Source organism: Pelagibius sp. 7325 (genome assembly GCF_037652055.1).
Classification (GTDB): domain Bacteria; phylum Pseudomonadota; class Alphaproteobacteria; order Kiloniellales; family Kiloniellaceae; genus Pelagibius.
Genome location: NZ_JBBKAH010000003.1, coordinates 222778 through 247780, shown reverse-complemented (window position 1 = coordinate 247780; position 25003 = coordinate 222778). Strand labels below are relative to the sequence as shown.

The window sequence follows — 25003 nt, the reverse complement described above, 5'->3', positions numbered from 1 at the left end:
GAGCCCCCCGGGCGCGGCAGGGCCATTCTACGGGTTTGCCAAGGGCTTGTGCCAGGGGCCACGGCCGCATGGCTGCTTTGCGCTCCCCTTCTCCGTCGTGGCGTTCCCCTTAATAGTCACAGAGGACCAATGGATATGACGGCGGGAGAGGCGTAGGCTGCCGCGACAGGCAAGCGGCGGACAATGCGCTGCGCCTGCCGTTCCGCCCGCCAGAGACGGCGCGACGCGCACCCATCGCAGGTAGTTTCTTTCAAGCCGGCTGGTGAGGCGCACGGGCCCCGGGGTGCGGCCCCCCTCACGGAAGGGGAGGCGACAGGATGCCGACATCCGCTAGTGACACGCTCTACGACTGCATCGTGCTCGGCGCCGGCATCAGCGGCGTCACCGCGGCCCGCAACCTGCAGCAGGCGGGCTGCAGCGTGCTGCTGCTGGAAGGCTCCGACCGCATCGGCGGCCGCATGAAGTCTGTGCGCGACTTCGTGAAGAAGGACGGCAAGCCGGTGCCGGTCGAAGGCGGCGCCGAATACATCCACATCGCCGAGCAGGACCGTTATCTGGAGTTCTGGCGCGAGATCCGCAAGCACGGCTTCACCGCCTCGCCGCTGCACAAGTGCGGCATGGGGATACTGAAGATTCCGCGCAACCGCATGTATTTCAGTCCCTGGGCGCGCACCAAGATGCTGGCCGAGGTGATCGTGCAGCCGGAGTTCTGGGACCTGCCCAAGGCGCTGGAGGCAATCCAGGAGTTCGATGCCGAGGCTAATCCCGACATGACGGCAAAGACCTTCGCCGAGGACTATGCCGCGCGCAACGGCCTGTCGCGGCGCGGCCTTGCGCTGCTCACCTATACGCTCTCCGCTCACACGCCGGGCGCCCTCGACGTCATCTCCATCGCCGGGCTGAAGACCGACGCCATCGTCGACCAGTTGATGGAGCGCAAGGAACTGCGCATGGAGCACGACGGTGCCAAGCCCTTCGGGCTGTGCGGCTTCGACACGCTGCCGGCGAGGATTGCCGAGGAGTTCAGAGCGGCCGGCGGTGTTATCGAGAAGAGCCGCGCAGGCTCGACCGCGCGCAAAGTGACCAAGGTCGAGCGCCGGAACGACGGCCGGATCGTGGTGACCACCCAGGGTGGGCAAAGCTATGCCGGGCGCAGCGCCCTCTGCACCTTCTCCGTCGGCATGCTCAATCCCGACAGCGGTGAGGGTGACGCCATCTTCGGTCCGCTGCTCACGCCGCTGAAGCGCGAGGCGCTGAGCCTGGTGCGCATGGGCGCGATCACCAAGTTCAGCCTGGAGTTCAAGCAGCGCGTGTGGGTCGACGACGGCGGCGAGTCGTCCGGCCACATGACAGTGCTGAGCAATCCGCTGGGCAAGGCGCGCACGTTTTTCTCCTCGTTTCCGAAAGAGCATCTGGGCCCGCACGTGCTGACCGGCCTGCTGATGAATCAGGACCACGACCAGATCGCCGCGATGAGCGACGAGGAAGCCGTCGCGCATGTCTTCGCGGCGCTCGGCAAGGTTTACGGGCGCGCGCGGCGCTGGACGCAGAAGACGGTGCTGGCCGGCGAGACGGTCGGCGGCAAGTTCAGGCCCAATTACCTGCGCCAGGACTGGTCGAAGGACCCCTTCGCCAAGGGTGGCAACTCCTATCTCGCTTTCGCGCACCCGCGCCCAGGCGGCATGCTGGCCAAGGACGCCCGAGAGGCGTTGAAGGACCCGCGCGAAACGCTGCCGCTGTTCTGGGCCGGGGAAGGGGTCGCCTCGGCCTACGACCGCAAGTACCAGCCCCTCGCAGTGCACGGTGCCTACATCAGTGGCGTGCGGGCGGCCGACGATATCCTGCATTACCTCAACAATGCCGGCGGCGACTCCGCGCAGTTCGACGGCTACTACAAGCAGCGCTATCTCCGCTGAATTCTCCCGTCGAGATCGCGGTTTTTATCGTGGCGCAAAACCCCTATTCTACGCCGCGGCGGTCAACGGCTGAGTGGGAGTGCTAATGTCGGACGTGCGATGCCTCTGGGAGGCGGCGGCAATCCTGGGTGAGGGGCCGCTGTGGTCGGCGCGCGAGGGTGCCCTTTACTGGGTCGACATCAAGGCACCGGCGCTGCATCGCTACCGCCCGGACGACGGCGACAAGACCTCCTGGGTAATGCCGGAGCGCATCGGCTGGGTCATCGAGCGCGCCAACGGCGAAGGCCTCGTCGCCGGCTTCAAACAGCGCGGCTTCGCCTTTCTTACGCCCGGCACCATGATGCCGGAAACCATCGGCCAGCCGGAGCCCGACTATCCCGACAACCGCTTCAACGATGCCAAGGCCGACGCCGAGGGGCGCATCTGGGCCGGCACGATGGACGACAACGAGCGCGAGGCGACGGGCAGCCTGTATCGGCTGGATGCCGACCTGGACTGGCACCGTATGGACAAGGGCTACGGGATCACCAACGGCCCGGCCTTCAGTCCCGAAGGCGGCACCCTTTATCACACCGACACCGCAGCGGGCACGATCTACGCCTTCGACCTGACCGCGCGCGGCCGGCTGGAGAACAAGCGCGTCTTCGTCACTATTCCGGAGGGCGACGGCTATCCCGACGGCATGACCTGCGACGCGGAAGGCTATCTCTGGGTCGCTCACTGGGGCGGCTGGCGCATCACGCGTTTTGCGCCCGACGGCCGCGTCGACCGGGTGGTCGAGATGCCGGTCTCGCAGGTGACCAGCTGCACCTTCGGCGGCCCCGACCTCGACCGCCTCTACATCACCTCGGCCGCAATCGGCCTCGACGAGGAAAGGCTGGAACGCCAGCCCCTGGCCGGCGGCCTCTTCGAGTTCATTCCCGGCGTGAAGGGCCTGCCGGCGGGACTCTTCGCGGGATGATGAACTAACCCTCTCCCCACCGTGGGAGAGGGTTCATCGCGCTACTTCTTATTCTTCTTCTTGTCCTTCTTCCCTGCCTTCTTGCCGGTCCGCAGGCTCTCCGGCTGGATCGTCAGGCCGTTGAAGTTGGCGACGGCGTCGGCCAGCATCGGCATGTTGTCGGCGCCGCGGTCCATCGCCATCGCCATGGTGTAGGTCTGCTTCACCGCGCTGGCCACCACTGTGGTCAGCTTCTCCGCGTCGGCCAACTGGTTGAAGTAGCGGATGTCCTTGTCGCAGTTGGCCAGCGTGAACTCGTGCGCCTTGGGATCGCCGCCGATCACCCACTTGCAGACGTTCTGGAACATGCCGCTGTTGAGGCCGCCGGCGGAGATCACCTCGTGGAACTTCTCCAGCGGCACGCCGGTCTTCTTGCACGCCGTGAAGGCCTCGGCATAGACCGCGACGTAGCTCATGGCGACGAAGTTGTTGATCAGCTTCATCTTGTGGCCGGCGCCAAGGGGGCCTACGTGGATGATGTTCTCGGCCCAGGCCGCGATCAGGGGATGGACCTCTTTCAGCGTCTTGGCATCGGCGCCGACGAAGGTGTTGAGGCGGCCTTCTTCGGCTTCCTTCGGCGAGCGGCCGAGCGGCGCGTCGATGAGGCGCACCCCCAACGGTGCCAGTTCCTCGGCCAGCGCGATGGTCGAGTTCGGATCGGCGGTCGAACAGTCGACGATGACCAGGCCCTTGTGCGCGCCGGCCTTGATGCCGTCCTTGCGGCGGATGAGGTCTTCCACCTGCAGTGACGAGGTGACGCAGAGGAAGATGACGTCGCAGTCCGCTGCCATCGCTGCCGGGCTCTTGGCCTCCTTGGCGCCACGCTTTACCAGGTCGTTCACCGGCTTGCGGTTGCGGTGGCCGATGACCTGGAGGGGCCAGCCCTTCTCCAGGATGTTCTTGGCCATGCCGTGGCCCATCAGGCCGACGCCGATGAAGCCGACGCGCTGCTTGTCCTTGCCCTTGGTGTCTTTGGCCATGGGGATGTCTCCGATTTGAGTGCTCTTGTGGTCGTTGCGCGGCGCCGCCGTCAGTCGTCGGCCACCACGTGCTGGCGCTGCTCGCCGAGGCCCTCGATGCCCAGGGTGATGACGTCGCCCGGCTTCAGGTAGGTCGGCGGCTTCTGGCCCATGCCGACACCCGGCGGCGTGCCGGTGGTGATGATGTCGCCGGTCTGCAGGCTCATGAAGCGGCTGACGTAGCTGACCAGGTGCGCCATGGTGAAGACCATGGTCTTGGTGCTGCCGTCCTGATAGCGGTGGCCGTTGACCTCCAGCCAAAGGTGCAGGTCCTGCGGGTCGGGCACCTCGTCGGGCGTCACCAGCCAGGGGCCGACCGGGCCGAAGGTGTCGGCGCTCTTGCCCTTCACCCACTGGCCGGTGCCTTCCAACTGGAAGCCGCGCTCGGAGACGTCGTTGACGATGCAATAGCCGGCAACGTGCTTCAGCGCATCGGCCTCGCTGATGTACTTGCCCGGCGTGCCGATGACGCAGGCCAGTTCGACCTCCCAGTCGCACTTCTTGGACTGCCGCGGAATCACCACCGAATCGCCGGGTCCGCAGATGCTGCTGGTGGCCTTCATGAAGATGACCGGCTCCTTCGGTACGTCGACACCCGATTCCGCGGCGTGATCGGCATAGTTGAGGCCGATGGCGACGAACTTGCCCACGCCGCCAACGCAGGGGCCGAGGCGCGGCGACCCGTCGATGGCCGGCAGGGACTCCGGGTCGATTTTCCTCAGCTTCTCCAGCGACTCGGGCAACAGGGCGCTGCCGCTGAGATCGGCGATGTGGCCGGAGAGATCGCGCAAGGCGCCTTTGCGGTCGACGATTCCCGGTTTTTCCTGGCCCACGGCCCCATAGCGCAGCAGCTTCATGGTTTCCTCTCCAGAGGGTAATGATGTCTGTTGAATGTCTCGATCGGCACGGGCCGCTTCATACCCCGGCTCAAGCCGCGGCTCACACTCCGGGTCACACCGGCGTCAGCGCGGGCTTGCCGGCGAAATGCGCCCGCAGGTTATCGACCACGAGGTCGCCCATGGCACGCCGAGTCTCGTGGGTCGCGCTGGCGGCATGTGGCTGCAGCACCACCTGTTCCATCTTGAAGAGTGCTTCGGGCACCTTGGGCTCCTCGGCGAAGACGTCGAGGCCGGCGCCGCCGAGGCGGCCTTCCTCGAGGGCGGCGACCAGCGCAGGCTCGTCGACCACCGAGCCGCGCGCGACGTTGATGAAGACGCCGTTGGGGCCGATGGCGTCCAGCACGGCACGGTTCACGATCTTGTCGGTCGCCGGCCCGCCGGGGCAGATCGCCACGAGGTAGTCGCTGTCGCCCGCCATCTCCACCAGGTCGGCGTAGTAGCGGTAGGGGACGTCCTGCTTGGCGCGGCCGTGGTACGCGATCTCCATGCCGAAGGCCTCCGCTTTGCGCGCGATATCCTTGCCGATGCGCCCGAGCCCGAGAATGCCGAGGGTGCGCCCGCGGATCGACCGGGTCAGGTGCATCGCGCCCTTCAGCCACTTGCCCTCGCGCACGTAGCGGTCGCCGTTGACGATCTCGCGCGAGGTCGCCAGCAGCAGCGCGATGGCCATGTTGGCGACGTCGTCGTTCAGCACGTCGGGCGTGTTGGTGACGATGACCTGGCGCTTGGCGGCATGCGGCAGGTCGATGGCGTCGACGCCGACGCCGTAGCAACCGATGATCTCCAGCTTCGGCAGGGCGTCCATCAGTTCGGCGCTGGCACCCAGATGGCCGCTGGTGGCGATGGCGCGCACCTGGCTGCCGACCTCGTCGAGCAGGGCTTTCTTGTCGGAGACTTCCCACAGACGGTGGACGGTGAAGTCGCTGTCCAGCGCCTCCATGACATGCGGCATCATCGGGCCGACCATAATGAGTTCCGGCTTCACGCTCTTTTCTCCAGCTTTTTGAACGCCCAGGGCAAGACGCGCCCATGGTCCTCTGTTGGGCGCGCGGGGATTTTTCTTTGAGGACGCTGCCTTTCTCTATTGGACAGCGCTACCCATCAATAGCAAACATGGAGCGGACCGCCAAGTTGGCAGCTGCGCTTCCGGCCGACTTCGACCGTCAGTGGCATTGCGCCACCTCGGCCGGAGGGTCAGAATTCCGCCGTTGCCATGGGGTGGCGGCCGGTGCGAGAGGGATTCGAGGGTTGAAGGTCGTTATTACCGGGGGGTGTGGATTTATCGGCCAGTGCCTGGGCCGGGCTTTGCTGCAGCGCGGCAAGCTGACCGGGCCGGACGGATCGGCCGCGCCTGTCGACAGCCTTCTGCTGTTCGATGTCGCGGCGCCCGCGCAGCGTCCGGGCTGGGCCGACGACAGGGTGACCCTCCGCGACGGCGACATCTCCGATCCGGCCGTGGTGCGCGACCTCATCGACCGCGACGACATCTCGGTGTTTCATCTGGCCTCGGTGGTCAGCGGCGGCGGCGAGAAGGACTTCGACCTCGCCATGCGGGTGAATCTCACCGGCGGCCTCAACGTTTTCGAGGCCCTGCGCGCGCGCGGCAAGACGGCAAACGGCCTCCCACGGCTGGTCTTTGCCAGCTCCATCGCGGTTTTCGGCGGCCCCGCCATGACGCCGGCGGTGGGCGACTATACGAAGCAGACGCCGCAGACCACCTATGGCGCGACCAAAGCGATCTGCGAGCTGCTGATCAACGACTACAGCCGCAAGGGCTTCTTCGACGGCCGCTCGGCACGTCTGCCGACGGTGATCATCCGCCCGGGCAAGCCCAACGCCGCGGCCTCCAGTTTCGTCAGTGGTCTCTTCCGCGAACCATTGAACGGCGAAACCTGCAGGATTCCCGTACGCGAGGACACGGTGATGCCCTTGATCGGCTATCGTACCGTCGTCGAGGACATCATCGGCCTGCACGAACTCGATGCTGCGGTGCTGGGCCCCGACCGTGCGGTCAGCCTGCCGAGCCTGAATGTGACGGTGCGCGAGCTGATCGACGCTCTGCAGCGTGTGGCACACGACCGCAAGCTGGGCGACATCGTCTTCGAGCCGGATCCCTTCATCCAGCGGATCTGCGACGGCTGGCCCCAGGATGCCGCTTTCGAGCGCGCCGTACGGCTGGGCCTGCCGAAAGATGCCGGCCTGGACACCATCGTTGAAAACTACATCGAGGATTTCCTGTGAGCGCTGCTCTGAACCGAACCGTCATCGCCGTCGACTGGGGCACGTCGTCATTCCGCGCCTACCGGCTGGACGCGGACGGCGGCATCGCCGAACGCCGGGAGTCGCCCAGCGGCATCCTGCGCGTGCGCGGGGGGGACTTCGCCACCGCGCTGGAGGCCGAGATCGGGCCCTGGCTGCAGCGCGATCCCGATGCGCTGGTGATCATGAGCGGCATGATCGGCAGCCGCCAGGGCTGGCGCGAGTTGCCCTACGTCGCCTGCCCGGCCACGCCGGAGGAGGTCGCCGAGGGGCTGGAGCGCGTCGACTGGGGCGAGGGTGAGGCCTGGATCGTGCCGGGCCTGCTGGACGAATCGCGCCCCGGCCAGCCGGACGTCATGCGCGGCGAGGAAACCCAAGTGTTCGGCGCGCTGAAGTCGCTGCCCGCCGACGGCGGCCTGATCTGCCTGCCCGGCACTCACAGCAAGTGGGTGCGCGTCGGCAAAGGAGCCATCGAGGGCTTCGCCACCTACATGACCGGCGAGGTCTATGACCTGCTGCAGGGCCATTCGATCCTCTCGCGCCTGATGACTAAGGGCGCCGTCGCGGTCGACCGCTGGTTCCTGGAGGGTGTCGCCCTCGGCCAGGCCGGCGGCCTGCTAAACCGGCTGTTCTCGGCGCGCAGCCGCGCCCTGACCGGCGACCTGCCGGAGGACGAGGTGCGCAGCTATCTCTCCGGCCTGCTGATCGGCGACGAACTGGCCTCCGCGGTGCCCGACGAGGCGGTCGAGGTGCACCTGATCGGGGCCCAGCCGCTGGCGGGGCTCTACGAGGCTGCCCTGCAGAAGCTCGGCCACAGTGTGGTCACGCTGGACGGCGATGCGGTGGCTGTCGGGCTGTTCGAACTGGCGCGGCGGCTGGAAGCGCGCCGGTGAGCGCACTCGATCCCTGGCTGAAGGACCTGCCGCTGGTCGCGATCCTGCGCGGCGTGAAGCCGGACGAGGTCGTCGCCCTCGGCGAGGCGCTGATCGAGTCCGGCATCACGGTCATCGAGGTGCCGCTGAATTCGCCGCAGCCGCTGAAGAGCATCGCCGCCCTGGCCGCCGCCTGCGGCGACCGCGCCCTTATCGGTGCCGGCACGGTGCTCGACCCCAACGACCTCAGGCGCATCATCGAGGCCGGCGGCCGGCTGGTCGTCACGCCGAACTGCGAGCCGGCGGTGATCGAGGCCTGCAAGGCGGACGCGCTGATCGCCATGCCCGGCTGTGCGACGCCGACGGAGTGCCTGCGCGCCGTGCGTGCCGGGGCCGATGCACTGAAGTTGTTCCCCGCCGAGGGCATCCCGCCTGAGGTCGTAAAGGCGATGAAGGCGGTGCTGCCGCCGGCGCTGCCGCTCTTGGCTGTCGGCTCCATCACGCCGGACAAGATCGGGGCTTACTGGCAGGCCGGCGTGCGCGGCTTCGGTCTGGGCGGCAGCCTCTACAAGCCCGGCGACGGCCCGGCGGAGGTTGCCCCGCGCGTGGCGCCCTTCCGCGACGCCATCGCCATGGCGCGCGCCGCGGTGGGAGAATAGGCGGCAATGCCGGGTGGTGACACCGACGGCGGAACGGAGATAACGCCGGAAATTCGCGCGATCATTGAGGCTCAACGGGCTGAAAAGAAGCTGGAGCGATCGAACTCCGGGAAGGTCATGCGCCGGCTCGCGAAAAAGCTGAAGTCGCGCGGTTTCAACAGGAGAAGCACCTGGTTCTCGCGTGACGCGGGCTTGGTGGTGCAGTTCCTCCATGTTCACAAATTTACGTTCGGCCCCTGCTTCAGACTCCACTGGGGCATACGGGTGCTCAACGACAGCCGGGCGTTCATCGCCCTCACTGGGCCCGAAGAGACGCAGGGACTCGAGTACGGGGCCGATGACGATTCGCTCGACCGCTGTGCCGAAAGAATGCACCGGATTGTTGCCGGTGATGCAGAGGCGTGGTTCGCCAAGCAGACGACGGAAAGGCTTCTGAAGGCGGATAGCTGTCTGGATGCCTCCGCGCGCTCCGCCCTGCAGCGGGCGCTGGCGGGACAAGTAGACCAGGAAGCGGTAATGCGATCGCGTGAGCTGCTGGGGATCGGTCAGGCCGGAGGCAATTAGCAATCTTGCTGCCTCCCGCCCGTCCGCTATTCCCCGACCGCCTGAACCTGCATCGCCGGGTCGCTGTTCTCGATGTAGCGCAGCACCGGTGCCCAGTCTTCGCGCAGTTCCTCGTACTGCTTGCCGGTCAGGTCGAAGACGCTGAGGCCGCGCCCGGCGATGTCGGCGTAGACCAAGCGGTGGCGCAGGCGGCCGACGCCGGTGTGGCCGACGCCTAGCATGAACTTGTCCAGCTTCGCGGCCATCCGCGTTCCTGCCTGGACCCGGTTGCGCAGGATCCCGACGGCCGCCTTGCTCTTGCGGATCGGCTTCAGCGCCTCGATGTCTTTGAGGAAGGCGCCCGTCACCGGCTCGTCGAAACCCGAGGGCAGCACCGGCACGACGATGACGTCGGCGAGGCGCAGCAGTTCCTCGATCTTCTTCATCTTCATGCCGGCCGGCGCGTCGATGATCAGGCGGTCGAGATCCTTCGGCGGTTTTTCCGGTCCCTCGCGCCAGTCGAGCGCGCTGATCGGCGCCGCGTCGCCGGGGCGCACCTGCAGCCAGCCGAGCGCACTGCCCTGCTTGTCGGCGTCGGCAAGGCCGCTGCGCAGGCCGGCGCCGGCAAAGGCGGCGGCGAGGTGGGTGGCGACGGTGGTCTTGCCGCAACCGCCTTTGGTGTTGGCGACGAGGACGGTGATCATGGGCGCTCTTTCGGGCTTACTTGTTCCAGTACGGCGCGGTCGCGGCGAAGGACTTCCAGGTATCGCGCATCTCCGGTTCGAAGTCGAGCAGGGCGCGGGCGTACCAGCCGATGACCTTGCCGACGGCGCGCTCCAGCTGGCGCGCGCCACTGCCGGGCGGCGAGGCCTCGGTGAGGTCCACCAGCAGATGCTCGGTCACCGCCACGTCGTTCAGATGGCCGAGACTTTCCTGCAGGTCGCGTAGAGCGGCGAGATAGGCCTTCTCGCGCTTGGCGGGATAGAGGCCGCGGAAGAATTCTGTGGTGTAGCGCAGCTTCTTCACCGCGATGCGCAGTTCGTGCCGCGCCGCGGTCGGCAGGCTTTTGAAGCCTTTGCCGCGCTTCATCACCTGGCGGTGCCGCTTGGCCAGCAGGGTGTCGGCAAGGGTGATGAACGGCTGGCCGAGTGCGGCTTCCTGAGCGGCGGTCAACCCGGCGCCGTGCCAGGCGCGGTCTTCCAGCCAGCCGCCGAGGCGCAGCAGGAAGCGGGTGTAGCGCGGCGTCGACAGGGCCTCGCGGAGCTCCTGGTAGGCGCGGGACTGGCGCTCGCGCGCGGCAGTGCGCAGGGCGGCGAGGTCGGGGTCTTCCGGGCGGTCCGCTTCCAGCGGTGCCAGCAGGTCCGACTGGAAGACGTCCCAGTCGCGGGCCGGGCCGAGCGCGTTCAGCGTCCACTTGGCCTCGGTCTTCAGCCAGTCGAGCTGGCTTTCCGGCAGAAGTTCGCCGAACACCGACAGGGCGGAGCGGAAGCGCCTGAGGCCGACACGCATCTGGTGGACGCCTTCGGGGTCGCTGCCGTCGAGCGCGGCGGCCTCGTTGGCGCTCCAGTGTCTGAGGCAGTTTTCCAGCACGGCGGCGAGCGCTTCGTCGACGCGCATCGTCGCCGTCAGGTCCAGCGGCTCGGCGCGCACCCCGGCCGGCCGCCGTCCGGTGGCGAGCGCATAGCCGCGCGCCGACTTGCTGCGCGTCTCGATCTGTGTCGGGGCGATGTCCTGCAGCGCCAGCGCCAGATCGAAGAGGGCGCCGGCCGGCCCCTCGACCAGTTCCAGCTCGATCTCGGCGAGCGTTTCGCGGGCACCCGCCGCCTCGATCTCGCCGCGGTCGAAGGCCGCCTCGATGACCTTCATGCGGCCGAGGGAGTCGGTGCCGTTCAACTCCACCACCTCGCGGTGCACCCGGGTGGTGAACACGGGCCGCAGTTCGCCGGGCAGCAGCAGGCCAAGAGCGGCCCGGATCGCCGGATCGTCGACGATCTCCGGCTGCGGCTCCAGCGAGGGAACCTCGCCCTCCCATTCGCTGCGGCTCAGCACCGCCGAGGCGGCGCTGTCGCCGGTCTTCACGGTCTGGATGAAGCGGGCGCCGTCGCGGCGGATGCGAAAGGCGAGGCCGCGCTTGCGCAGGCGCAGATCGGCGGTGTCGTAGTAGACGTTCTCGAGGTCTTTGACCTTCGGCTTGGTGCCGTCCGGGCCGCCGAGGGGCGGGGCCTGCCACAGGCGCAGCAATACCTCGGGGTCCCCCCGCAGTTTCAATTCGGTCTCGACCGGAGCCGGCGACCCGGGTTTCGTCTCGCTGACCATGCGCGCAACGTCTCGCTCTCGCCAATCGGTTTCGGCCGTGCCGGCACCGATCTGCCGCCGTGGGGGCGTCCGCGACACCAGTCTCATGTCGCGCAATCCTATCCTACCGCCTGACAGGCCCCTGTAATTGACCTGTCGCAGAGCCTAAGATCGCGCCCCACCGATACATTCATTTTCGTTCAGATAGATTTGCGTCCCAGCTCCCTGCTCGGCAAGCGGCGAAGTATGACAGTTTTATTACGACCTGTGGGCTGTCTACGCCGGCGAGGATGAAACCGTAGATTGAGGAAAGAGATGCCGGAACTGCTGCTGCTGCGGCATGCCAAGTCGGATTGGACCAAGCCGGATCGGAAAGACCGCAGCCTGGACGACTTCGACCGGCCGCTGGCGCCGCGCGGCCGCAAGGCGGCGCCGCTGATGGGCCGCTATCTTAGCGAACACGGCCTGCAGCCGGACCTGGTGTTGTGCTCATCGGCCCGGCGGGCGCGGGAGACAGGGGACTTGGTCTTGACAGCGCTAGCATCGGCGCCTGAAATCGGTTATTTGAAGACACTCTATCTGGCGCCGCCGAGCCGACTGCTCGCGGTGCTCCGCCGCCAGAGCCCGGATTGCGGCCGCATCCTGCTGATCGGCCACAATCCCGGCCTGCACCATCTGGCTCTCGCGCTGGCCCGCGATCCGGCGGGGCGACTGGCGGGAACAGCGGCGCAGACGCTGGCGGAGAAGTTTCCGACCGCCGCGCTGGCGCGCTTTCAGGTGCCGGCCTGGCCGGTTCTGGGGGAGCAGCCGGCGACGCTGACGGAGTTCGTCAGGCCCCGGGATCTCGCCGGGGCCGAAGACTAGAGAGTGCGAGAGAGAAGGGGCGGAGCGGGGAGCGCGGACCCCGCAAAACCGTCGCCCGTCCGGCACGCGAGCCGTGCGGGATGCGATAACCAGGAGGATGATGCCCGTGAAGATTGCCAAGATGGACCGGCGCCTGCGCAGCCAAAGCTGGTTCGACGACCGGGAGAATCCCGGTATGACGGCGCTCTATCTGGAGCGCTATCTCAACTATGGCCTGACCAAGGAGGAACTGACCTCCGGCAAGCCGATCATCGGTATCGCCCAGACCGGCAGCGACCTGTCGCCCTGCAACCGCATCCACCTGGATCTTGCCCGCCGCATGCGTGACGGCATCCGCGACGCCGGCGGCATCGCTTTCGAGTTTCCGGTGCACCCGATCCAGGAGACCGGGCGCCGGCCGACCGCCGCGCTGGACCGCAACCTTGCGTATCTCGGCCTGGTCGAGATCCTGCACGGCTATCCCATCGACGGCGTCATCCTCACCACCGGCTGCGACAAGACCACGCCGGCCTGCCTGATGGCGGCGGCGACGGTCGACATGCCGGCCATCGCGATGAACGGCGGCCCGATGCTGGACGGCCATTGGAACGGCAAGCTGGTCGGTTCCGGCACCGTGGTGTGGGAAGCACGCCGCCTGCACGCCGCCGGCGAGATCGACTACGACGAATTCATCGGCATGGTCGCGGCTTCCGCTCCCAGCCCCGGTCACTGCAACACCATGGGCACGGCGTCGTCGATGAACTCGCTGGCCGAGGCGCTGGGCATGATGCTGCCGGGCGCCGCCGCCATCCCGGCGCCCTACCGCGAGCGCGGCCAGATGGCATACGAGACCGGCCGGCGCATCGTCGACATGGTGTGGGAGGAACTCACCCCGTCCAAGATCATGACGCGGGCCGCCTTCGAGAACGCGATCGTGGTGAACTCCGCCATCGGCGGCTCGACCAACTGTCCGGTCCACATCAACGCCATCGCGCGCCACATGGACGTCGAGCTCTCGATCGAGGACTGGCAGACCTTCGGCCACGACATTCCGCTGCTGGTCAATTGCCAGCCCGCGGGCAAGTACCTCGGCGAGGGCTACCACCGTGCCGGCGGCCTGCCGGCGGTGATGGGCGAACTGATCCGCGCCGGCAAGATCAACACCGACGCCATGACCGTCGCCGGCAAGACCATGGGCGCGCTGCACAGCGAGACCGTGGCGAGCGACCGCGACGTCATTCGCGCCTATGACAATCCGCTGATGGAGGAGGCCGGCTTCGTGGTGCTGAGCGGCAACCTCTTCGATTCCGCGATCATGAAGACCTCGGTCATCACGCCTGACTTCCGTCAGCGCTACCTCTCGCAGCCCGGTCACGAGAACGTCTTCGAGGGCCGCGCCATCGTCTTCGAGGGGCCGGAGGACTATCATCACCGCATCAACGATCCGGCGCTGAACATCGACGATACCTGCCTGCTGTTTGTGCGCGGCTGCGGGCCGGTCGGCTATCCGGGTTCGGCCGAGGTGGTGAACATGCAGCCGCCCGACGCGCTGATCCGGGCGGGAGTCATCGAGCTGCCGACCATCGGCGACGGCCGCCAGAGCGGCACCTCGGGGAGCCCTTCCATCCTCAACGCCTCGCCGGAGTCGGCGGTGGGGTCGGGCCTGGCGCTGCTTGAAACCGGCGACCGCGTGCGCATCGACCTCAACAAGCGGCGCGTCGACCTCTTGATCAGCGATGCCGAGCTGGAGGCGCGCCGCAAGGCCTACGCGCCGCCCAAGCTGGAGCACCAGACGCCGTGGCAGGAGATCTACCGCGGGGCGGTGGGGCAACTCGCCGGCGGCGGCTGCCTGGAGCCGGCGACGCACTACCATCAGGTGGTCAAGAACATTCCCCGGCATTCGCACTAAGAGACAGGTCGGCGAGAGTTGCCTCGTCCTTCGAGAAGCGCTCTGAAGAGCGCTCCTCAGGATGAGGCAACTCGATATAAGGATTGACCTCATGGTGAGGCGCGCCGCAAGGAGCGTCGCGAACCGCGAGGTTAATCCGGCACCAAACATGAAGGGGCAAGGTGATGGGAGACAGCCTGGCGGGCAAGTCGGCGCTGGTGACGGCGGCGGCGCAGGGGATCGGGCGGGCCATCGCGCTCACCTTCGCGGCGGAAGGGGCGCAGGTCATGGCGACCGACATCAACCTCGACCGCCTGGAGGAGCTTTCCGGCACACCGGGCATTTCCGTGCGTCGGCTCGATGTGTTGGACCCGCAAGCGGTGAATTCGCTGGCCGCCGAGATGCCGCCGCTCGACGTGCTGTGCAACGTCGCCGGCTTCGTGCACAGCGGCACCATTCTCGACTGCCCGGAAGAGGACTGGGATTTCTCCTTCGACCTCAACGTGAAGGCGATGTACCGCATGATCCGCGCCTTCCTGCCGGCGATGCTGGAGGCCGGCGGCGGCTCGATCATCAACATGGCCTCGGTAGCTTCGTCGCTGCGCGGGTTGCCCAACCGCTGCGTCTACGGCGCCAGCAAGGCGGCGGTGATCGGCCTTACCAAGTCGGTGGCGGCGGACTACATCCAGCAGGGCATCCGCTGCAACTGCATCTGCCCGGGCACCATCGAGTCCCCTTCGCTGGACGACCGCATCAACGCCTTCGCCGACCCGGTGGCCGCGCGCAAGGCCTTCATCGCGCGCCAGCCCATCGGCCGCCTCGGCACGCCCGAGGAAATCGCCGGCATGGCGCTCTACCTGGCGAGCGACATTTCCAGCTACACCACGGGCACGGCGATGATCGTCGACGGCGGCGTGACGCTGTAGCTCCGCCTCACAAACTCGATTGTCATGCTCTGGCTTGACCCGAGCATCCAGGGCAACCGCTCTGCCGCTAGCCCCTGGACCCTCGGCTCAAGGCCGAGGGTGACAGATTGAGGTTGATGGCGGGACGACGCGACTGCCGCTAGAGCGCGTTCTGGTGGCGGTCGCGGGCGCTGACCGCGGCCTTGATGTGCTCGACGGTCAGGCCGCAGCAGCCGCCGATGATCTGCGCGCCCTGGTACAGCCAGTCGAGATAGAACTGCTCCAGGCGCGCCGGCGTGACGATGTCGTGGAAGCGCCAGTCCGGCATCTCGAAGTAGCCGCTGTCGGGATAGGCGCTCAGCGGTCCTTTGTAGCGCTTGTGAATGAGGGCCAGGGCCTCGGCGGTGATCTCCGCGCCGGTGTGCATGACGCCGGCGGCGTCGATGCCGCGTTCCGGGATCATCTTTACGATCTCGGACAAGGGGACGTCGGTCTCCTTGAAGAAGCTCAGCAGGCGGCCGTCGGCGCCGCGCCGGGCGGAGAGGCCGAACCACACCGGCAGGCCGGTGGCGAGCGCCGCTTCAACCACCTTCGGCGTGCGCTTCGGATGGTACATCATCTCCAGCAGCAGAAGCTCGACGCCGGCGGCCTTCAGCAGTTGCGCCAGCTCGGCGAAAGACTCCGCCGCTTCCGCCTCGCTTGGCATCTCATCCGGCGGCGGCACGCGGTCGCTGGCGAGATAGACCATGTGGGACAGCGAGCCCGCCACCACCACCTCCGGATTGCCGGAACGGTCGCGGGCGCGCAGCGCGGCTTCCACCGCGGCGCGATTGATCTCCTCAGTCTTGTCGCCGTAGCCGGCCTGCTTCAGCACCACGCGGGCGGAGGCGAAGGTGTTGGCGGTGATGACCTCCGCTCCGGCGGCGATATAGTCGCGGTGGATGTCGGTGAGGACCTCCTGATTGGCGAGGCTGGCGACGCCGCACCAGGCGGCCGGGTCCATGTCGACGCCGCGGCGCTGCAGCTCGGTGCCGGTGGCGCCGTCCAGGATGACGGTATCGCCGTGGTCGAGGCGTTGTTTCAGGGTGGAGTAAGGCATGGTGGGCCGTCTAGTGGGGCAAAACCGTTAGCATCTTTATGGTGGAGCCAGGCTCCATGAAAGCGCTCGAAGGTTGATAGTTGTGTTGGCAGCGCAGATAATTGCTGCGCCGGACGCGGGGTTCGCGGGAGGCCAGCATAGGACGGAGGATAGATGTTGCGGTTCGTGGTCTTTCTATTGGGCTTGCTTGCGCTTGCCGGCTGTACGGTGCCCGGTGCCAAGGTGCAGTCGCTGAATGTCTCGCGGATCGGGCTGATCAACCTGCTGCCCGCCGAGGCAGCGCAGGTGTACAGGGGGGTGACGGTATTCGAGAATAATATTCAGAGCAAGCCTGTCAGCTGGAGCTTTCCCGATCTCGCTGGGAACATGCTGGCTGACCAGGCCGGTACTTTCGGCGCTACGGTAGTTGATTTGACCGCGTTGCCGGACGTTCGAGCCATCCATGGCGAATGGTTCACGTACGGATACACCTTCGACTTGGGCTATGCGAAGCACGCGCTGCCAGCGGATCGAGAGGCTCTCCTGGCCCGGATGATGGACGAACAAGACCTCGACATAGTCCTCATGCTCGGGGCGGCGGACTACAATGAAGATATTTCCCATGATGAAGCGCACCCCGTAGGCGCTTTTGGCATTTTCGAGCGCCCCAGACTCTTCGGCGATAATCCGATCTCGACTTTCGTTCAGCTGGAAGGCCGGGTCATTGCCGGAACGCCGCCGGCGGTGCTGGAGGACTTGAACGGCAGCAATAACCGTAAGCTGGCGGCCCATGAGCGCTCGCTGACGGTGACCGAGCCCTTGTTTCAGCAGAAAATTGAGCAGCAGCTGCGCGATGCCGTGGCGAAGATCGTCGGCAATCTCGGAATCTGACGAGCTGAGGCCGGAAGGACCTGGGTTGGAGTCCGCCTTCAGGCCCGCGGCAGGCCCGAGGGCGCTCCGGTGGCTTTCATCCGGCGCTCGCGGTAGAGCAGGTAGAGTCCGCTGGTCAGCACGACGCCGGCGCCGACCAGGGTCCAGCTGTCCGGGAAGTCGCCGAACACCATGTAGCCGAGCAGGATCATCGGCAGCAGCTGGATGTAGAGGAAGGGCGCCAGGATCGGCGCCGGGGCGAGGCGGTGTGCCAGGATCAGCAGCCAGTGGCCGAAGCCGCCGATGGCCCCGAGGCAGAGCATCAGCAGCGCGCCTGTCAGATCCGGCGTCTGCCAGAAGTAGGGGATGAAAGGCGTGATCACGATGGCGCCGATGAGGGCGCTGTAGAACTGCGTCGTCACCGCGCGGTCGAGGCCGGCCAGCTTGCGGGTGGTGATCTGATAGAGCGCGCCGAAGAGGGCGCAGAGCAGCGAGAGGCCGGCGGCCCAGTGCACCAGCCCGAGGCCCGGGCGGATGACGATCAGTACGCCGAAGAAGCCGACGACGATGGCCGCCCAGCGCCTGGGGCCGACCCGCTCGCCCAGCAGCGGCACCGCCAGCGCGGCGACCATCAGCGGCGTCGAGAACTGGATCGACGAGGTTTGCGCCAGCTGCAGGAACTGCAGGGCGGCGAAGTTGGAGCAGGTGGCGCCGAAGAGGAACAGCGAGCGCAGGATCTGCAGCCCGGGGCGCTGGCTCACCAGCAGGCCGCGGCCGTGGATCGGCAGCAGGATCGCGGCGGCCAGTACCACATGGCCGACGTAGCGCGCCCAGACGACCTGGCCGACGGAATAGTGCTGCACCAGGTGCTTGGCGGTGGTGTCCAGCACCGCGAAGGAGCAGAACGCGGCGACGATCAGCAGGATGCCGCGGAGCGGCTCGTTGGCGACGGGTTCGATGGTGAAGGGGCGGCGACCTGCCATGAAAACCTGACGGTGGTGGCGGAGAGAAGGCCCGGGCGCGGGCTTGGGTTCGTGTTACCGCTATCCATGCTAGTCGCCGGGCCCCGTCGTTGACACCCCCATCTCCGCAGATGATCCATGCGCCAGGCGGGCGGCTGGCCTGGAGTCTCCGGGCGGTGCCGCCGCATCGGGCTGGACGTCCGCGGAGAACTGCCGTACATGCTTGAGGCCATGACAGAGACCAGCTCCTCCCTGCGCCTCCATGCGCCCGAAGCCGCCCCCGTCCCGGTGGTCTTCGACAGCCCGCACAGCGGCACCGACTATCCCGCCGACTTCGGCACAATCGCGCCGATGGCCACCCTGCGCCGCTCCGAGGACGCCTTCGTCGACGAGCTGTTCGGCGCGGCGCCGGCCCACGGCGCGCCGCTGATCGCCGCCCGTTTCCCGCGCATCTACATCGACCCCAACCGCGACCTCGTCGATCTCGATCCGGCGATGCTGGACGGGCCCTGGCCCGATCCCCTGGTGCCGAGCCGCAAGACCGAGCTGGGCGTCGGCCTCGTCTGGCGCATCATGCCGCCGGACTCGCGGCTCTACGACCGCCTGCTGACGGTGGCGGAGGTCCGCGGGCGCATCGAGCGTTGCTGGAAGCCTTACCACCGGGCGGTCTCCGATGCCTTGGACGCCGCCCACCGGCGCTTCGGCAAGGTCTGGCACGTGAACTGCCATTCCATGCCCGCGGTCGGCAACGCGGCCAGCGAGGACGGCCCGGTGGCGCGCGCCGAATTCGTGCTGGGCGACCGCGACGGCACCACCTGCGAGGCGGCGTTCACCGCCTTCGTCGCGGGCGAGCTGCGCGGCATGGGCTATCACGTGAAGATCAACGAGCCCTACAAGGGTGTCGAGCTGGTGCGGCGCTACTCCGACCCGGCCAAGGGCCGCCACAGCCTGCAGCTGGAGGTCAACCGCAAGCTCTACATGGACGAGAGGACCATCGAGAAGAACGCCGGCTTCGGCGCGCTGCAGGCCGACCTGGCAAAGCTGGTGGCCGCCATCTGCGCCTACGCCCGGGCCCAGGTCGGCGCGCACAGCGCCTGAGTCCGCCTACCAGCTGTTGCGCAGCTCGCGCAGCTTCAGGAAGACCTCTTTGGGGCTCGGCTGCTCCGGCAGATCCGGAAAGGCCTCGCGCAGGCGCGCGATCACCGTCGGGCTCTGCAAGCGGAAAAAGGTGTTCACCTTCTTCTCCTCGGCCAGCGTGGTGATCATCGCGTGGTCGGTGTCCTGGTTGTCGATCTTGGCCAGCAGTGACGAGGCTTCCGCGTTGTCCGGCTCGCGGTCGAGGGTAAAGCGCAGGTTGTTGGCGATGTAGTCGTGCCCCGGATAGACCTGCGTCGTCTCCGGCAGCTTGAAGAGCTGTTCAGCGAAGGTGTGGTAGAGCTCGTTGGGGTGACCGCCGTTATGGCAGTTGCCGGCGCCGGCGTTGAACAGGGTGTCGCCGCAGAAGAGGCCCGGCTGGTCCGTGTGCGACAGCAGGCAGACGTGGCACATGGTGTGGCCGGGCGTGTCCAGCACCTCCAGTTCCACCGTCTTGCCGACCTTCACCACGTCGCCGGCGCCGAGGCCGCGCGCCACGTCGGGAATGCGGTCCTTGGCGTTCTTGTGCGCCAGGATCTTCGCGCCGGTCGCCGCCACCATCGCCTTGTTGCCGCCGATGTGGTCGCCGTGCTCGTGGGTATTGAGGACCTGGGTGATCTCCCAGCCGTGCCGCTTTGCCGCCGCCAGGCACTTTTTGTGATCGAGCGGATCGATCGCCAGTGCTTCGCCGCTCTCGGGACAGGCGATCAGGTAGTTGAAGTTGCGGTAGGCGTTGGCGGTCCAGATCTGCTCGACGATCATCGGGGGGACTCCTTGGCTTCGATCTCTCGGATGTTTGGACTCAGCTTAGCGGATCGACGGCGCGCGGACCATGGCAGTGGACTACTTGATGAGGGCGATGAGCTCGCGGAACTCGGGCGTCGCGCCGCGCTCCAGCCATTCGAAGACCACCATTTCGGCGGTGACTGGCGTGGCCGCCATCGTCTGCCAGCTTTCCTGCGGCGGCCGCTCAGCCTCGGCGAGGCAATCGAGCACCAGGAAGACCGCGGTGCCGGGCGGCAGGCGCTTCATTTCCGCGCTCTCCAGCGGACCCGCGCTGACCAGCTGGTTGCGCCCGGTGGCAAGGCCGACGCGCCAGTTGGGGCTGTTCACGCTGACTGCCGGGACGTTCAGGCGCTCGGCCGCCGCGCGCAGCAGCGCGAGGTTGCGGACGGCCTCCGACGGCGGCGGATCGCCGGGCAGCAGCAGAAGCGAGCGTTTGGCGGAGAGCAGCATGAGCTTTTCGCGAAGGTGGGCTTCGATCCACGATAGGCAACGCGCCGGACGAAGCCAAGGGGCGGCGCGCCGCTGGCCATTCGCCGCCATTCTCCCTATACCCTGGGTCCTCCAGACCCTGTTCCGCCCCGACCGGAGATGCCGCCATGACCGAAAGCGCCAGCCGCGCCGAAACCCTGCGACGCCTGCTCGCCGAGCCGCAGCTGGCGGTGATGCCCTGCTGCTTCGATGCGCTCTCGGCCAAGCTCATCGAGCAGGCCGGCTTTTCCGTCACCTTCATGAGCGGCTTTGCCGTGTCCGCCGCGCGCCTCGGCTTGCCGGACACCGGGCTCATCTCCTACGGCGAGATCGTCGATGCCGGGCGCGGCATCTGTGCGGCGACCACCATCCCGGTGATCGGCGACGGCGACACCGGCTACGGCAACGCGGTGAACGTGAAGCGCACCGTGAAAGGCTATGCCCAGGCCGGCTTCGCCGCGGTGATGATCGAGGATCAGGTCTGGCCGAAGCGCTGCGGCCACACCCGCGGCAAGGCGGTGGTCGACCGTGGCGAGGCGGTGGCACGCATCCGCGCCGCCGTCGATGCCCGCGAGGAGCTGCGCGCGGCGGGCGGCGACATCCTGATCCTCGCGCGCACGGACGCGCGGGGGACCGACGGCCTCGATGAAGGCCTGCGCCGCGTCGAGGCCTTCACCGCGGCCGGCGCCGACATCCTGTTCCTCGAGGCGCCGAAGTCCGAAGACGAGATGCGCGCCTTCTGCCAAGCGACCGACAGGCCGACGCTTGCCAACATGCTGGAGCAGGGCGAGACGCCGGTGCTGCCGCCGCAGGTGCTGGAAGAGATCGGCTACAGCCTCGCCGCCTATCCGCTGACTTTGTTGTCAGTGGCGATGAAGGCGATGCAGGACGCGCTGGCGTCTTTCAAGCAGGGCGAACACCCGCAGAACCTGCTCGATTGGGACAGCCTGCGCGAGGTGATCGGCTTCAACGCCTACTACGACGAGGAGGAGCGCTACCGCGGCTAGAGGGCTGCTGAAAAATGGCTCCAGCCTGTGGCCCATCCTTCGAGACGGCGCTGACGCGCCTGCCTCAGGATGAGGGTGGAGTTTGAAATGATTGACCTCATGCTGAGGAGCACGCGAGAGCGTGCGTCTCGAAGCACGAGGTCAATCAGGCCGTCAGCCTTTTTCAGCAGCCTGCCAGCGCTCAGTCGAGCCGGCCTAGCAGGCGGTCGATGGGGGCGTAGTCGTCGGTGAGGACCGGCGGATCGCGCCGCGCGACCAGGGCGTCGACGGCGCCGGCAGAGAGCCGGCCGGCCGGCAGCAGGTCCGGCGGCGCGCCGGTGATCTGCGAGAACGCGCTCGGCGTTTCGGCGGCCAGCACGATGAAGACCAGGCGCGCGTCCGGGTCGGGCGTGGTGATCTCGGCCCAGACCTCGACGCTGGGGAAGACCGCGCGCAGCGTGCGCACGATGGCCGCCAGGGCGTCCAGGCGGTCGGCGAAGTCGATCACGTTCATCAGGTAGACGCCGCCGGGGTTGAGGCGGGCGCGGATCAGGTCGAAGAACTCCCGCGTCACCAGGTGCGCCGGCACCGCGATGTCGGTGAAGGCATCGCCGATCACTACGTCATAGGTCGTCGCATCGTTGCCGAGCGCGCGGCGGGCATCGTCGTGCAGAATGCGCGCGCTCGCAGGATCGAACCAGAAGTCGCTGATGGCGGTGGCGGTGACCGCGGGATCGATCTCGGCGACCGTGACCGCCGCGCCGAGGCCGGCGGCGTGCCAGGCGCGCGGCACCGAGTAGGAGCCGCCGCCGATGAAGAAGGCGCTGAAGGGACGCTCGGCCATGCGCGCGCGGGCGAGACCGTCCAGCATGGTGCCGTGCGGCGTCACCATGCGCGTCGGCGCCTGCGCGACGGAGATGCCGTGGCCCAGGTGGTCCAGCACCATGAGGCGGGCGGGCTCGCCCACTTCCGCCGACACGTCGAGCACGCGGATGCAGAAGTAGTCGCTCTCGCGGGTACAGGGATCGGGCTGCGCGAGGCCGAGGCCGGCGAGGCCCAGCGGCAGCAGCAGGCCGGCAGCCACGGCGGTGATGGCGGAGAGGGCACGGCGCGCCCGGCGGGCGGCGCCGAAGGCGGCGAGGGCGAGCAGCCCGTAGACGGCGGTGACCGTCGCCAGGGTGCCGACCGAACCAAGCCAGGAGATGAAGAGGAAGCCCGCCAGCAGCGTGCCGGCGATAGCGCCGATGGCGCCCGCGGCGAAGATGGCGCCGAGCGCCCGCCCGGCCTGGGCCGGGCGCGCCGCGACGGCGACCTTGGCCAGCACCGGCGCGGGAATGCCGGCGAAGAAGGACGGCAGGAAGAACACCAGCGCGGTCAGCAAGGCGATGGCAGCCAGCGGATCGGTGAGGCGCGGCAGCAGCAGCGCCGCGCCCCAGCGCAGCACGAAGACGGCGCCTGCCGTGGTCAGCGCGGCGCCCACCATGCTCCAGCCGGTGAGGATCAGCGCGCGGGGCGCCGGCCGCTCGGCGATGAGGCCGCCGACCCAGTGCCCGGCGGAGAAGCCGGCCAGCACCACGGCAATCACCGCGGTCCAGGTGTAGAGCGACATGCCGAGGTAGGGCGCCAGCATGCGCCCGGCGACGATCTCCACCACCAGGCTGGCGGCGGCGACGGCGGCCTGCATAACCACCAGCAGGAAAACCGGCGGCAGTGGCTTGGCCGCAGTCTCGGCATGAGGATCGGGAGCAGGCACGCGTTGTTCTACCGAATGGGGGCCGCCGAAGGAGGTTGCGGACCCATTTACCGCCGCCTCCAAGGCGGCGGCAAGCGGTTAGAACGCCGCGGCGCTATTCCGCGGCCCTCTTCGCCAGTTCCGGCAGGGTGAAGATCTCGCGCTCCAGGGCCACGCCACGCAAGCGGTGGCGGCCGACCGAGACCAGGGTGCCCGGCACGAAGCGCTCGAAATCCTCGGAGACCAGCACGCCGATGCCGAGCTCCTTGGTGAGCGCGTCCATGCGCGCGGCCTCGTTGGTCGCCGGGCCGATGACGGTGAAGTCGAGCCGGCTGGCGGCGCCGATGTTGCCGTAGGTGACGTCGCCCAGGTGCAGCGAGAGTCCGAAGCGCAGCGGCTCGCGGCCGGTCTCTGCCAGCGCCGCATTCACCTCCACCATGCGCTGCAGCGCGTCGCGCGCCGCCTCGATGGCGCTGTTGCAGGAAGACTTGCCGCAGTAGGTCGCCGCCGCGCCCTGCTCGATGCCCGACTTCGCGCAGTAGAGTTCGTCCTCGGCGTCGCAGGCCGCCATCTTCTCCATCGGGAAGATGGCGAGCAGGCCGTCGCCGATGAACTTCAGCACTTCGCCGCCGTGCTCCAGCACCGCGCCGGCGACCGCCTCGAAGTAGCGGTTCAGCAGGTCCAGGTACTCGGTGCGCGGCAGGCTGTCGGCCAGCGCGGTGGAGCCGCGCAGGTCGCAGTACCAGATGACGGCGGGGATGTCGTCGCCGTCGCCGCGCTTGACCAAGCCGTTCAGCACGCGCTGGCCGGTGTAGGCGCCGAGATAGGTTTCCAGCAGCGAGCGCGCCGTGCGGTGCATCGCCTGCACCTCCAGGAGGCGGCTGAGAATCGGCAGGGCCTCGTGGATCCAGCCGAGCTCCTGGGTGGTGAAGCCGCCGGGCCGGTCACAGGCGATGGTCATCACGTTGATCTTGCCGTTGGAAAAACGCATCGGCATGGCGACGTAGTCGGTCGCACCCTCGGCGAGCAGATCGTCGAGGATGGGGAAGTCGCGCGGCGGATTTGCCCCCTCCAGGCGCCGGCGGATACCGCCTTCGCCGCTGAAGATGCGGATGATCGGGCTTTTCAGGTAGGCCTCCGACTGCAGGCCGTAGTGGGGCAGGTCGCGCTCGTCGACGACGCTTTCGCCGCGGCGCCAGACGAAAGCGTTGCTGGCGAGCTGCGGGTGCAGGGTCGGGATGATGACGCTGAGCCGCAGCACGCAAAAGTCGGCCTCGACCAGCTGGCGCGCGAAGCGGTCGACCAGCTCGGCGGAGGAGGCCGCTTCCCAGGCCTCGCGCAGCAGCCAGCCGGCCAGCGGGTTGGCCCCCTCGATGGCGGAGTCCGTTGCGTCGATCTCCACCGGCTGGTCCTTGGCGAACCAGGCCTCCACCTTGTTCCAATAGAACGCGATGTGGCCGCGGATGCCGAGCGCCTCTTCGATCGGGTCCTCGTAGCTCCAGGCGACGTTTTCCACCGTCTTGTCGCCGACCGTGAGGTTCCAGTAGGTGGCGGTGCCCTTGAAAGGGCAATAGGTGCGGTGCGCGCTGGGGGCCAAGTACTCCATGGCGATGTCCTCGCGCGGCAGGTAGTAGACCGGCGGCAGGCGGGTTTCCTTCAGCACCAGGGCACGGCTGGTGCTGGCGATGACCTTGCCGTTGAACACCACCTTCACCCGCTTGCGGGCGGGCTCCACCGTCACGCGGTAGTCGTCCGGCGTGAGAGATTCCGGCTGCTTGAGGATTTCCGGCTGCTGGGGGGCTAGTGGCACTGCCTCTGCCATGTCCGATCCTATTCTCGAAGCCAAAGGGGGGCACCGGCGCGGCGCCGCCCTGGGATTATAACCTGGG

At 67.7% G+C, this 25003-nt stretch carries 23 protein-coding genes; 12 read left to right on the top strand and 11 right to left on the bottom strand.

Annotated features, from left to right (window positions below):
* Positions 1 to 317 precede the first annotated feature (317 nt).
* Entirely contained in the window at positions 318 to 1916 is a 1599-nt protein-coding gene (locus WDC82_RS10280; protein ID WP_340117210.1) for an NAD(P)/FAD-dependent oxidoreductase, read from the top strand.
* An 85-nt stretch (positions 1917 to 2001) separates the two neighbouring features.
* Positions 2002 to 2877 (top strand): SMP-30/gluconolactonase/LRE family protein, encoded by an 876-nt coding sequence (locus WDC82_RS10275; protein ID WP_340117209.1) that lies wholly within the window; start codon positions 2002 to 2004, stop codon positions 2875 to 2877.
* A gap of 41 nt (positions 2878 to 2918) precedes the next feature.
* Here WDC82_RS10275 and WDC82_RS10270 read toward each other — a convergent pair whose 3' ends face one another.
* From WDC82_RS10270 to WDC82_RS10260, 3 genes are all read right to left on the bottom strand, one after another.
* Positions 2919 to 3896, bottom strand: a complete 978-nt coding sequence (locus tag WDC82_RS10270; RefSeq protein ID WP_340117208.1) for an NAD(P)-dependent oxidoreductase — start codon at positions 3894 to 3896, stop codon at positions 2919 to 2921.
* 50 nt (positions 3897 to 3946) lie between these two features.
* Positions 3947 to 4792, bottom strand: coding sequence for a fumarylacetoacetate hydrolase family protein (locus WDC82_RS10265; protein ID WP_340117207.1), 846 nt, complete (start codon positions 4790 to 4792; stop codon positions 3947 to 3949).
* Between the two features lie 94 nt (positions 4793 to 4886).
* Positions 4887 to 5819 carry a 2-hydroxyacid dehydrogenase gene (locus WDC82_RS10260; RefSeq protein WP_340117206.1) on the bottom strand — a complete coding sequence of 311 codons (933 nt, stop codon included), beginning with the start codon at positions 5817 to 5819 and terminating at the stop codon, positions 4887 to 4889.
* Positions 5820 to 6082: 263 nt separating this feature from the next.
* Between WDC82_RS10260 and denD the strand changes: the two genes are divergently transcribed.
* The 4 genes from denD to WDC82_RS10240 are packed head-to-tail and all read left to right on the top strand — an operon-like array spanning position 6083 to position 9188.
* Positions 6083 to 7075, top strand: coding sequence for a D-erythronate dehydrogenase (gene denD, locus WDC82_RS10255; protein WP_340117205.1), 993 nt, complete (start codon positions 6083 to 6085; stop codon positions 7073 to 7075).
* Positions 7072 to 7986 (top strand): 2-dehydro-3-deoxygalactonokinase, encoded by a 915-nt coding sequence (locus tag WDC82_RS10250; protein ID WP_340117204.1) that lies wholly within the window; start codon positions 7072 to 7074, stop codon positions 7984 to 7986. The genes denD and WDC82_RS10250 overlap by 4 nt, the downstream gene beginning before the upstream one ends.
* Positions 7983 to 8624 carry a 2-dehydro-3-deoxy-6-phosphogalactonate aldolase gene (locus WDC82_RS10245; RefSeq protein ID WP_340117203.1) on the top strand — a complete coding sequence of 214 codons (642 nt, stop codon included), beginning with the start codon at positions 7983 to 7985 and terminating at the stop codon, positions 8622 to 8624. The genes WDC82_RS10250 and WDC82_RS10245 overlap by 4 nt, the downstream gene beginning before the upstream one ends.
* A 6-nt stretch (positions 8625 to 8630) precedes the next feature.
* Positions 8631 to 9188, top strand: coding sequence for a hypothetical protein (locus WDC82_RS10240; RefSeq protein WP_340117202.1), 558 nt, complete (start codon positions 8631 to 8633; stop codon positions 9186 to 9188).
* 26 nt (positions 9189 to 9214) lie between these two features.
* Here the strand turns inward: WDC82_RS10240 and WDC82_RS10235 are convergent, their stop codons facing one another.
* Positions 9215 to 9871, bottom strand: coding sequence for an AAA family ATPase (locus WDC82_RS10235; RefSeq protein ID WP_340117201.1), 657 nt, complete (start codon positions 9869 to 9871; stop codon positions 9215 to 9217).
* A 16-nt stretch (positions 9872 to 9887) separates the two neighbouring features.
* Positions 9888 to 11483 (bottom strand): CYTH and CHAD domain-containing protein, encoded by a 1596-nt coding sequence (locus tag WDC82_RS10230; protein WP_340117200.1) that lies wholly within the window; start codon positions 11481 to 11483, stop codon positions 9888 to 9890.
* Positions 11484 to 11777: 294 nt separating this feature from the next.
* Here WDC82_RS10230 and WDC82_RS10225 point away from each other — a divergent pair, with 294 nt between their 5' ends.
* The 3 genes from WDC82_RS10225 (at position 11778) to WDC82_RS10215 (ending at position 15119) form a co-directional block, all read left to right on the top strand.
* Positions 11778 to 12326, top strand: coding sequence for a histidine phosphatase family protein (locus tag WDC82_RS10225; RefSeq protein ID WP_340117199.1), 549 nt, complete (start codon positions 11778 to 11780; stop codon positions 12324 to 12326).
* Between the two features lie 100 nt (positions 12327 to 12426).
* On the top strand, positions 12427 to 14214 hold the full coding sequence (locus WDC82_RS10220; protein ID WP_370661543.1) for an IlvD/Edd family dehydratase: 1788 nt from the start codon (positions 12427 to 12429) through the stop codon (positions 14212 to 14214).
* A gap of 164 nt (positions 14215 to 14378) precedes the next feature.
* On the top strand, positions 14379 to 15119 hold the full coding sequence (locus tag WDC82_RS10215) for an SDR family oxidoreductase (RefSeq protein WP_340117198.1): 741 nt from the start codon (positions 14379 to 14381) through the stop codon (positions 15117 to 15119).
* 139 nt (positions 15120 to 15258) lie between these two features.
* Here WDC82_RS10215 and WDC82_RS10210 read toward each other — a convergent pair whose 3' ends face one another.
* Positions 15259 to 16197, bottom strand: coding sequence for a homocysteine S-methyltransferase family protein (locus tag WDC82_RS10210; protein ID WP_340117197.1), 939 nt, complete (start codon positions 16195 to 16197; stop codon positions 15259 to 15261).
* A 153-nt stretch (positions 16198 to 16350) separates the two neighbouring features.
* Here WDC82_RS10210 and WDC82_RS10205 point away from each other — a divergent pair, with 153 nt between their 5' ends.
* A complete protein-coding gene (locus WDC82_RS10205; protein WP_340117196.1) occupies positions 16351 to 17067 on the top strand; it encodes a hypothetical protein in 717 nt (238 codons plus the stop codon).
* 38 nt (positions 17068 to 17105) lie between these two features.
* Here WDC82_RS10205 and WDC82_RS10200 read toward each other — a convergent pair whose 3' ends face one another.
* Positions 17106 to 18029, bottom strand: coding sequence for a DMT family transporter (locus tag WDC82_RS10200; RefSeq protein ID WP_340117195.1), 924 nt, complete (start codon positions 18027 to 18029; stop codon positions 17106 to 17108).
* Between the two features lie 210 nt (positions 18030 to 18239).
* Here WDC82_RS10200 and WDC82_RS10195 point away from each other — a divergent pair, with 210 nt between their 5' ends.
* A complete protein-coding gene (locus WDC82_RS10195; protein ID WP_340117194.1) occupies positions 18240 to 19106 on the top strand; it encodes an N-formylglutamate amidohydrolase in 867 nt (288 codons plus the stop codon).
* Positions 19107 to 19112: 6 nt separating this feature from the next.
* Here the strand turns inward: WDC82_RS10195 and WDC82_RS10190 are convergent, their stop codons facing one another.
* Together WDC82_RS10190 and WDC82_RS10185 are read right to left on the bottom strand one after the other, a co-directional pair.
* Positions 19113 to 19904, bottom strand: a complete 792-nt coding sequence (locus tag WDC82_RS10190) for a hydroxyacylglutathione hydrolase (protein ID WP_340117193.1) — start codon at positions 19902 to 19904, stop codon at positions 19113 to 19115.
* Between the two features lie 81 nt (positions 19905 to 19985).
* A complete protein-coding gene (locus WDC82_RS10185) occupies positions 19986 to 20378 on the bottom strand; it encodes a hypothetical protein (RefSeq protein WP_340117192.1) in 393 nt (130 codons plus the stop codon).
* 146 nt (positions 20379 to 20524) lie between these two features.
* Between WDC82_RS10185 and WDC82_RS10180 the strand changes: the two genes are divergently transcribed.
* On the top strand, positions 20525 to 21403 hold the full coding sequence (locus WDC82_RS10180; RefSeq protein WP_340117191.1) for an isocitrate lyase/PEP mutase family protein: 879 nt from the start codon (positions 20525 to 20527) through the stop codon (positions 21401 to 21403).
* Between the two features lie 181 nt (positions 21404 to 21584).
* On the opposite strand, the gene WDC82_RS10175 is transcribed toward WDC82_RS10180, so the two are convergent.
* Both WDC82_RS10175 and WDC82_RS10170 read right to left on the bottom strand, forming a co-directional pair.
* A complete protein-coding gene (locus WDC82_RS10175) occupies positions 21585 to 23135 on the bottom strand; it encodes a fused MFS/spermidine synthase (RefSeq protein WP_340117190.1) in 1551 nt (516 codons plus the stop codon).
* Positions 23136 to 23229: 94 nt separating this feature from the next.
* Positions 23230 to 24936 carry a DUF427 domain-containing protein gene (locus tag WDC82_RS10170; RefSeq protein WP_340117189.1) on the bottom strand — a complete coding sequence of 569 codons (1707 nt, stop codon included), beginning with the start codon at positions 24934 to 24936 and terminating at the stop codon, positions 23230 to 23232.
* Positions 24937 to 25003: the final 67 nt, after the last annotated feature.

Excerpts from the sequence above, each read along its gene's own strand:
- WDC82_RS10200 (WP_340117195.1), bottom strand. The coding sequence starts at position 18,029 with ATGGCAGGTCGCCGCCCCTTCACCATCGAACCCGTCGCCAACGAGCCG.
- WDC82_RS10185 (WP_340117192.1), bottom strand. The coding sequence starts at position 20,378 with ATGCTGCTCTCCGCCAAACGCTCGCTTCTGCTGCTGCCCGGCGATCCG.
- WDC82_RS10225 (WP_340117199.1), top strand. The coding sequence starts at position 11,778 with ATGCCGGAACTGCTGCTGCTGCGGCATGCCAAGTCGGATTGGACCAAG.
- WDC82_RS10230 (WP_340117200.1), bottom strand. The coding sequence starts at position 11,483 with ATGGTCAGCGAGACGAAACCCGGGTCGCCGGCTCCGGTCGAGACCGAA.
- WDC82_RS10235 (WP_340117201.1), bottom strand. The coding sequence starts at position 9,871 with ATGATCACCGTCCTCGTCGCCAACACCAAAGGCGGTTGCGGCAAGACC.
- WDC82_RS10170 (WP_340117189.1), bottom strand. The coding sequence starts at position 24,936 with ATGGCAGAGGCAGTGCCACTAGCCCCCCAGCAGCCGGAAATCCTCAAG.
- WDC82_RS10265 (WP_340117207.1), bottom strand. The coding sequence starts at position 4,792 with ATGAAGCTGCTGCGCTATGGGGCCGTGGGCCAGGAAAAACCGGGAATC.
- WDC82_RS10190 (WP_340117193.1), bottom strand. The coding sequence starts at position 19,904 with ATGATCGTCGAGCAGATCTGGACCGCCAACGCCTACCGCAACTTCAAC.
- WDC82_RS10275 (WP_340117209.1), top strand. The coding sequence starts at position 2,002 with ATGTCGGACGTGCGATGCCTCTGGGAGGCGGCGGCAATCCTGGGTGAG.
- WDC82_RS10205 (WP_340117196.1), top strand. The coding sequence starts at position 16,351 with ATGTTGCGGTTCGTGGTCTTTCTATTGGGCTTGCTTGCGCTTGCCGGC.
- WDC82_RS10280 (WP_340117210.1), top strand. The coding sequence starts at position 318 with ATGCCGACATCCGCTAGTGACACGCTCTACGACTGCATCGTGCTCGGC.
- WDC82_RS10210 (WP_340117197.1), bottom strand. The coding sequence starts at position 16,197 with ATGCCTTACTCCACCCTGAAACAACGCCTCGACCACGGCGATACCGTC.
- WDC82_RS10195 (WP_340117194.1), top strand. The coding sequence starts at position 18,240 with ATGACAGAGACCAGCTCCTCCCTGCGCCTCCATGCGCCCGAAGCCGCC.
- WDC82_RS10270 (WP_340117208.1), bottom strand. The coding sequence starts at position 3,896 with ATGGCCAAAGACACCAAGGGCAAGGACAAGCAGCGCGTCGGCTTCATC.
- WDC82_RS10220 (WP_370661543.1), top strand. The coding sequence starts at position 12,427 with ATGCCCGTGAAGATTGCCAAGATGGACCGGCGCCTGCGCAGCCAAAGC.
- WDC82_RS10180 (WP_340117191.1), top strand. The coding sequence starts at position 20,525 with ATGACCGAAAGCGCCAGCCGCGCCGAAACCCTGCGACGCCTGCTCGCC.
- WDC82_RS10240 (WP_340117202.1), top strand. The coding sequence starts at position 8,631 with ATGCCGGGTGGTGACACCGACGGCGGAACGGAGATAACGCCGGAAATT.
- WDC82_RS10215 (WP_340117198.1), top strand. The coding sequence starts at position 14,379 with ATGGGAGACAGCCTGGCGGGCAAGTCGGCGCTGGTGACGGCGGCGGCG.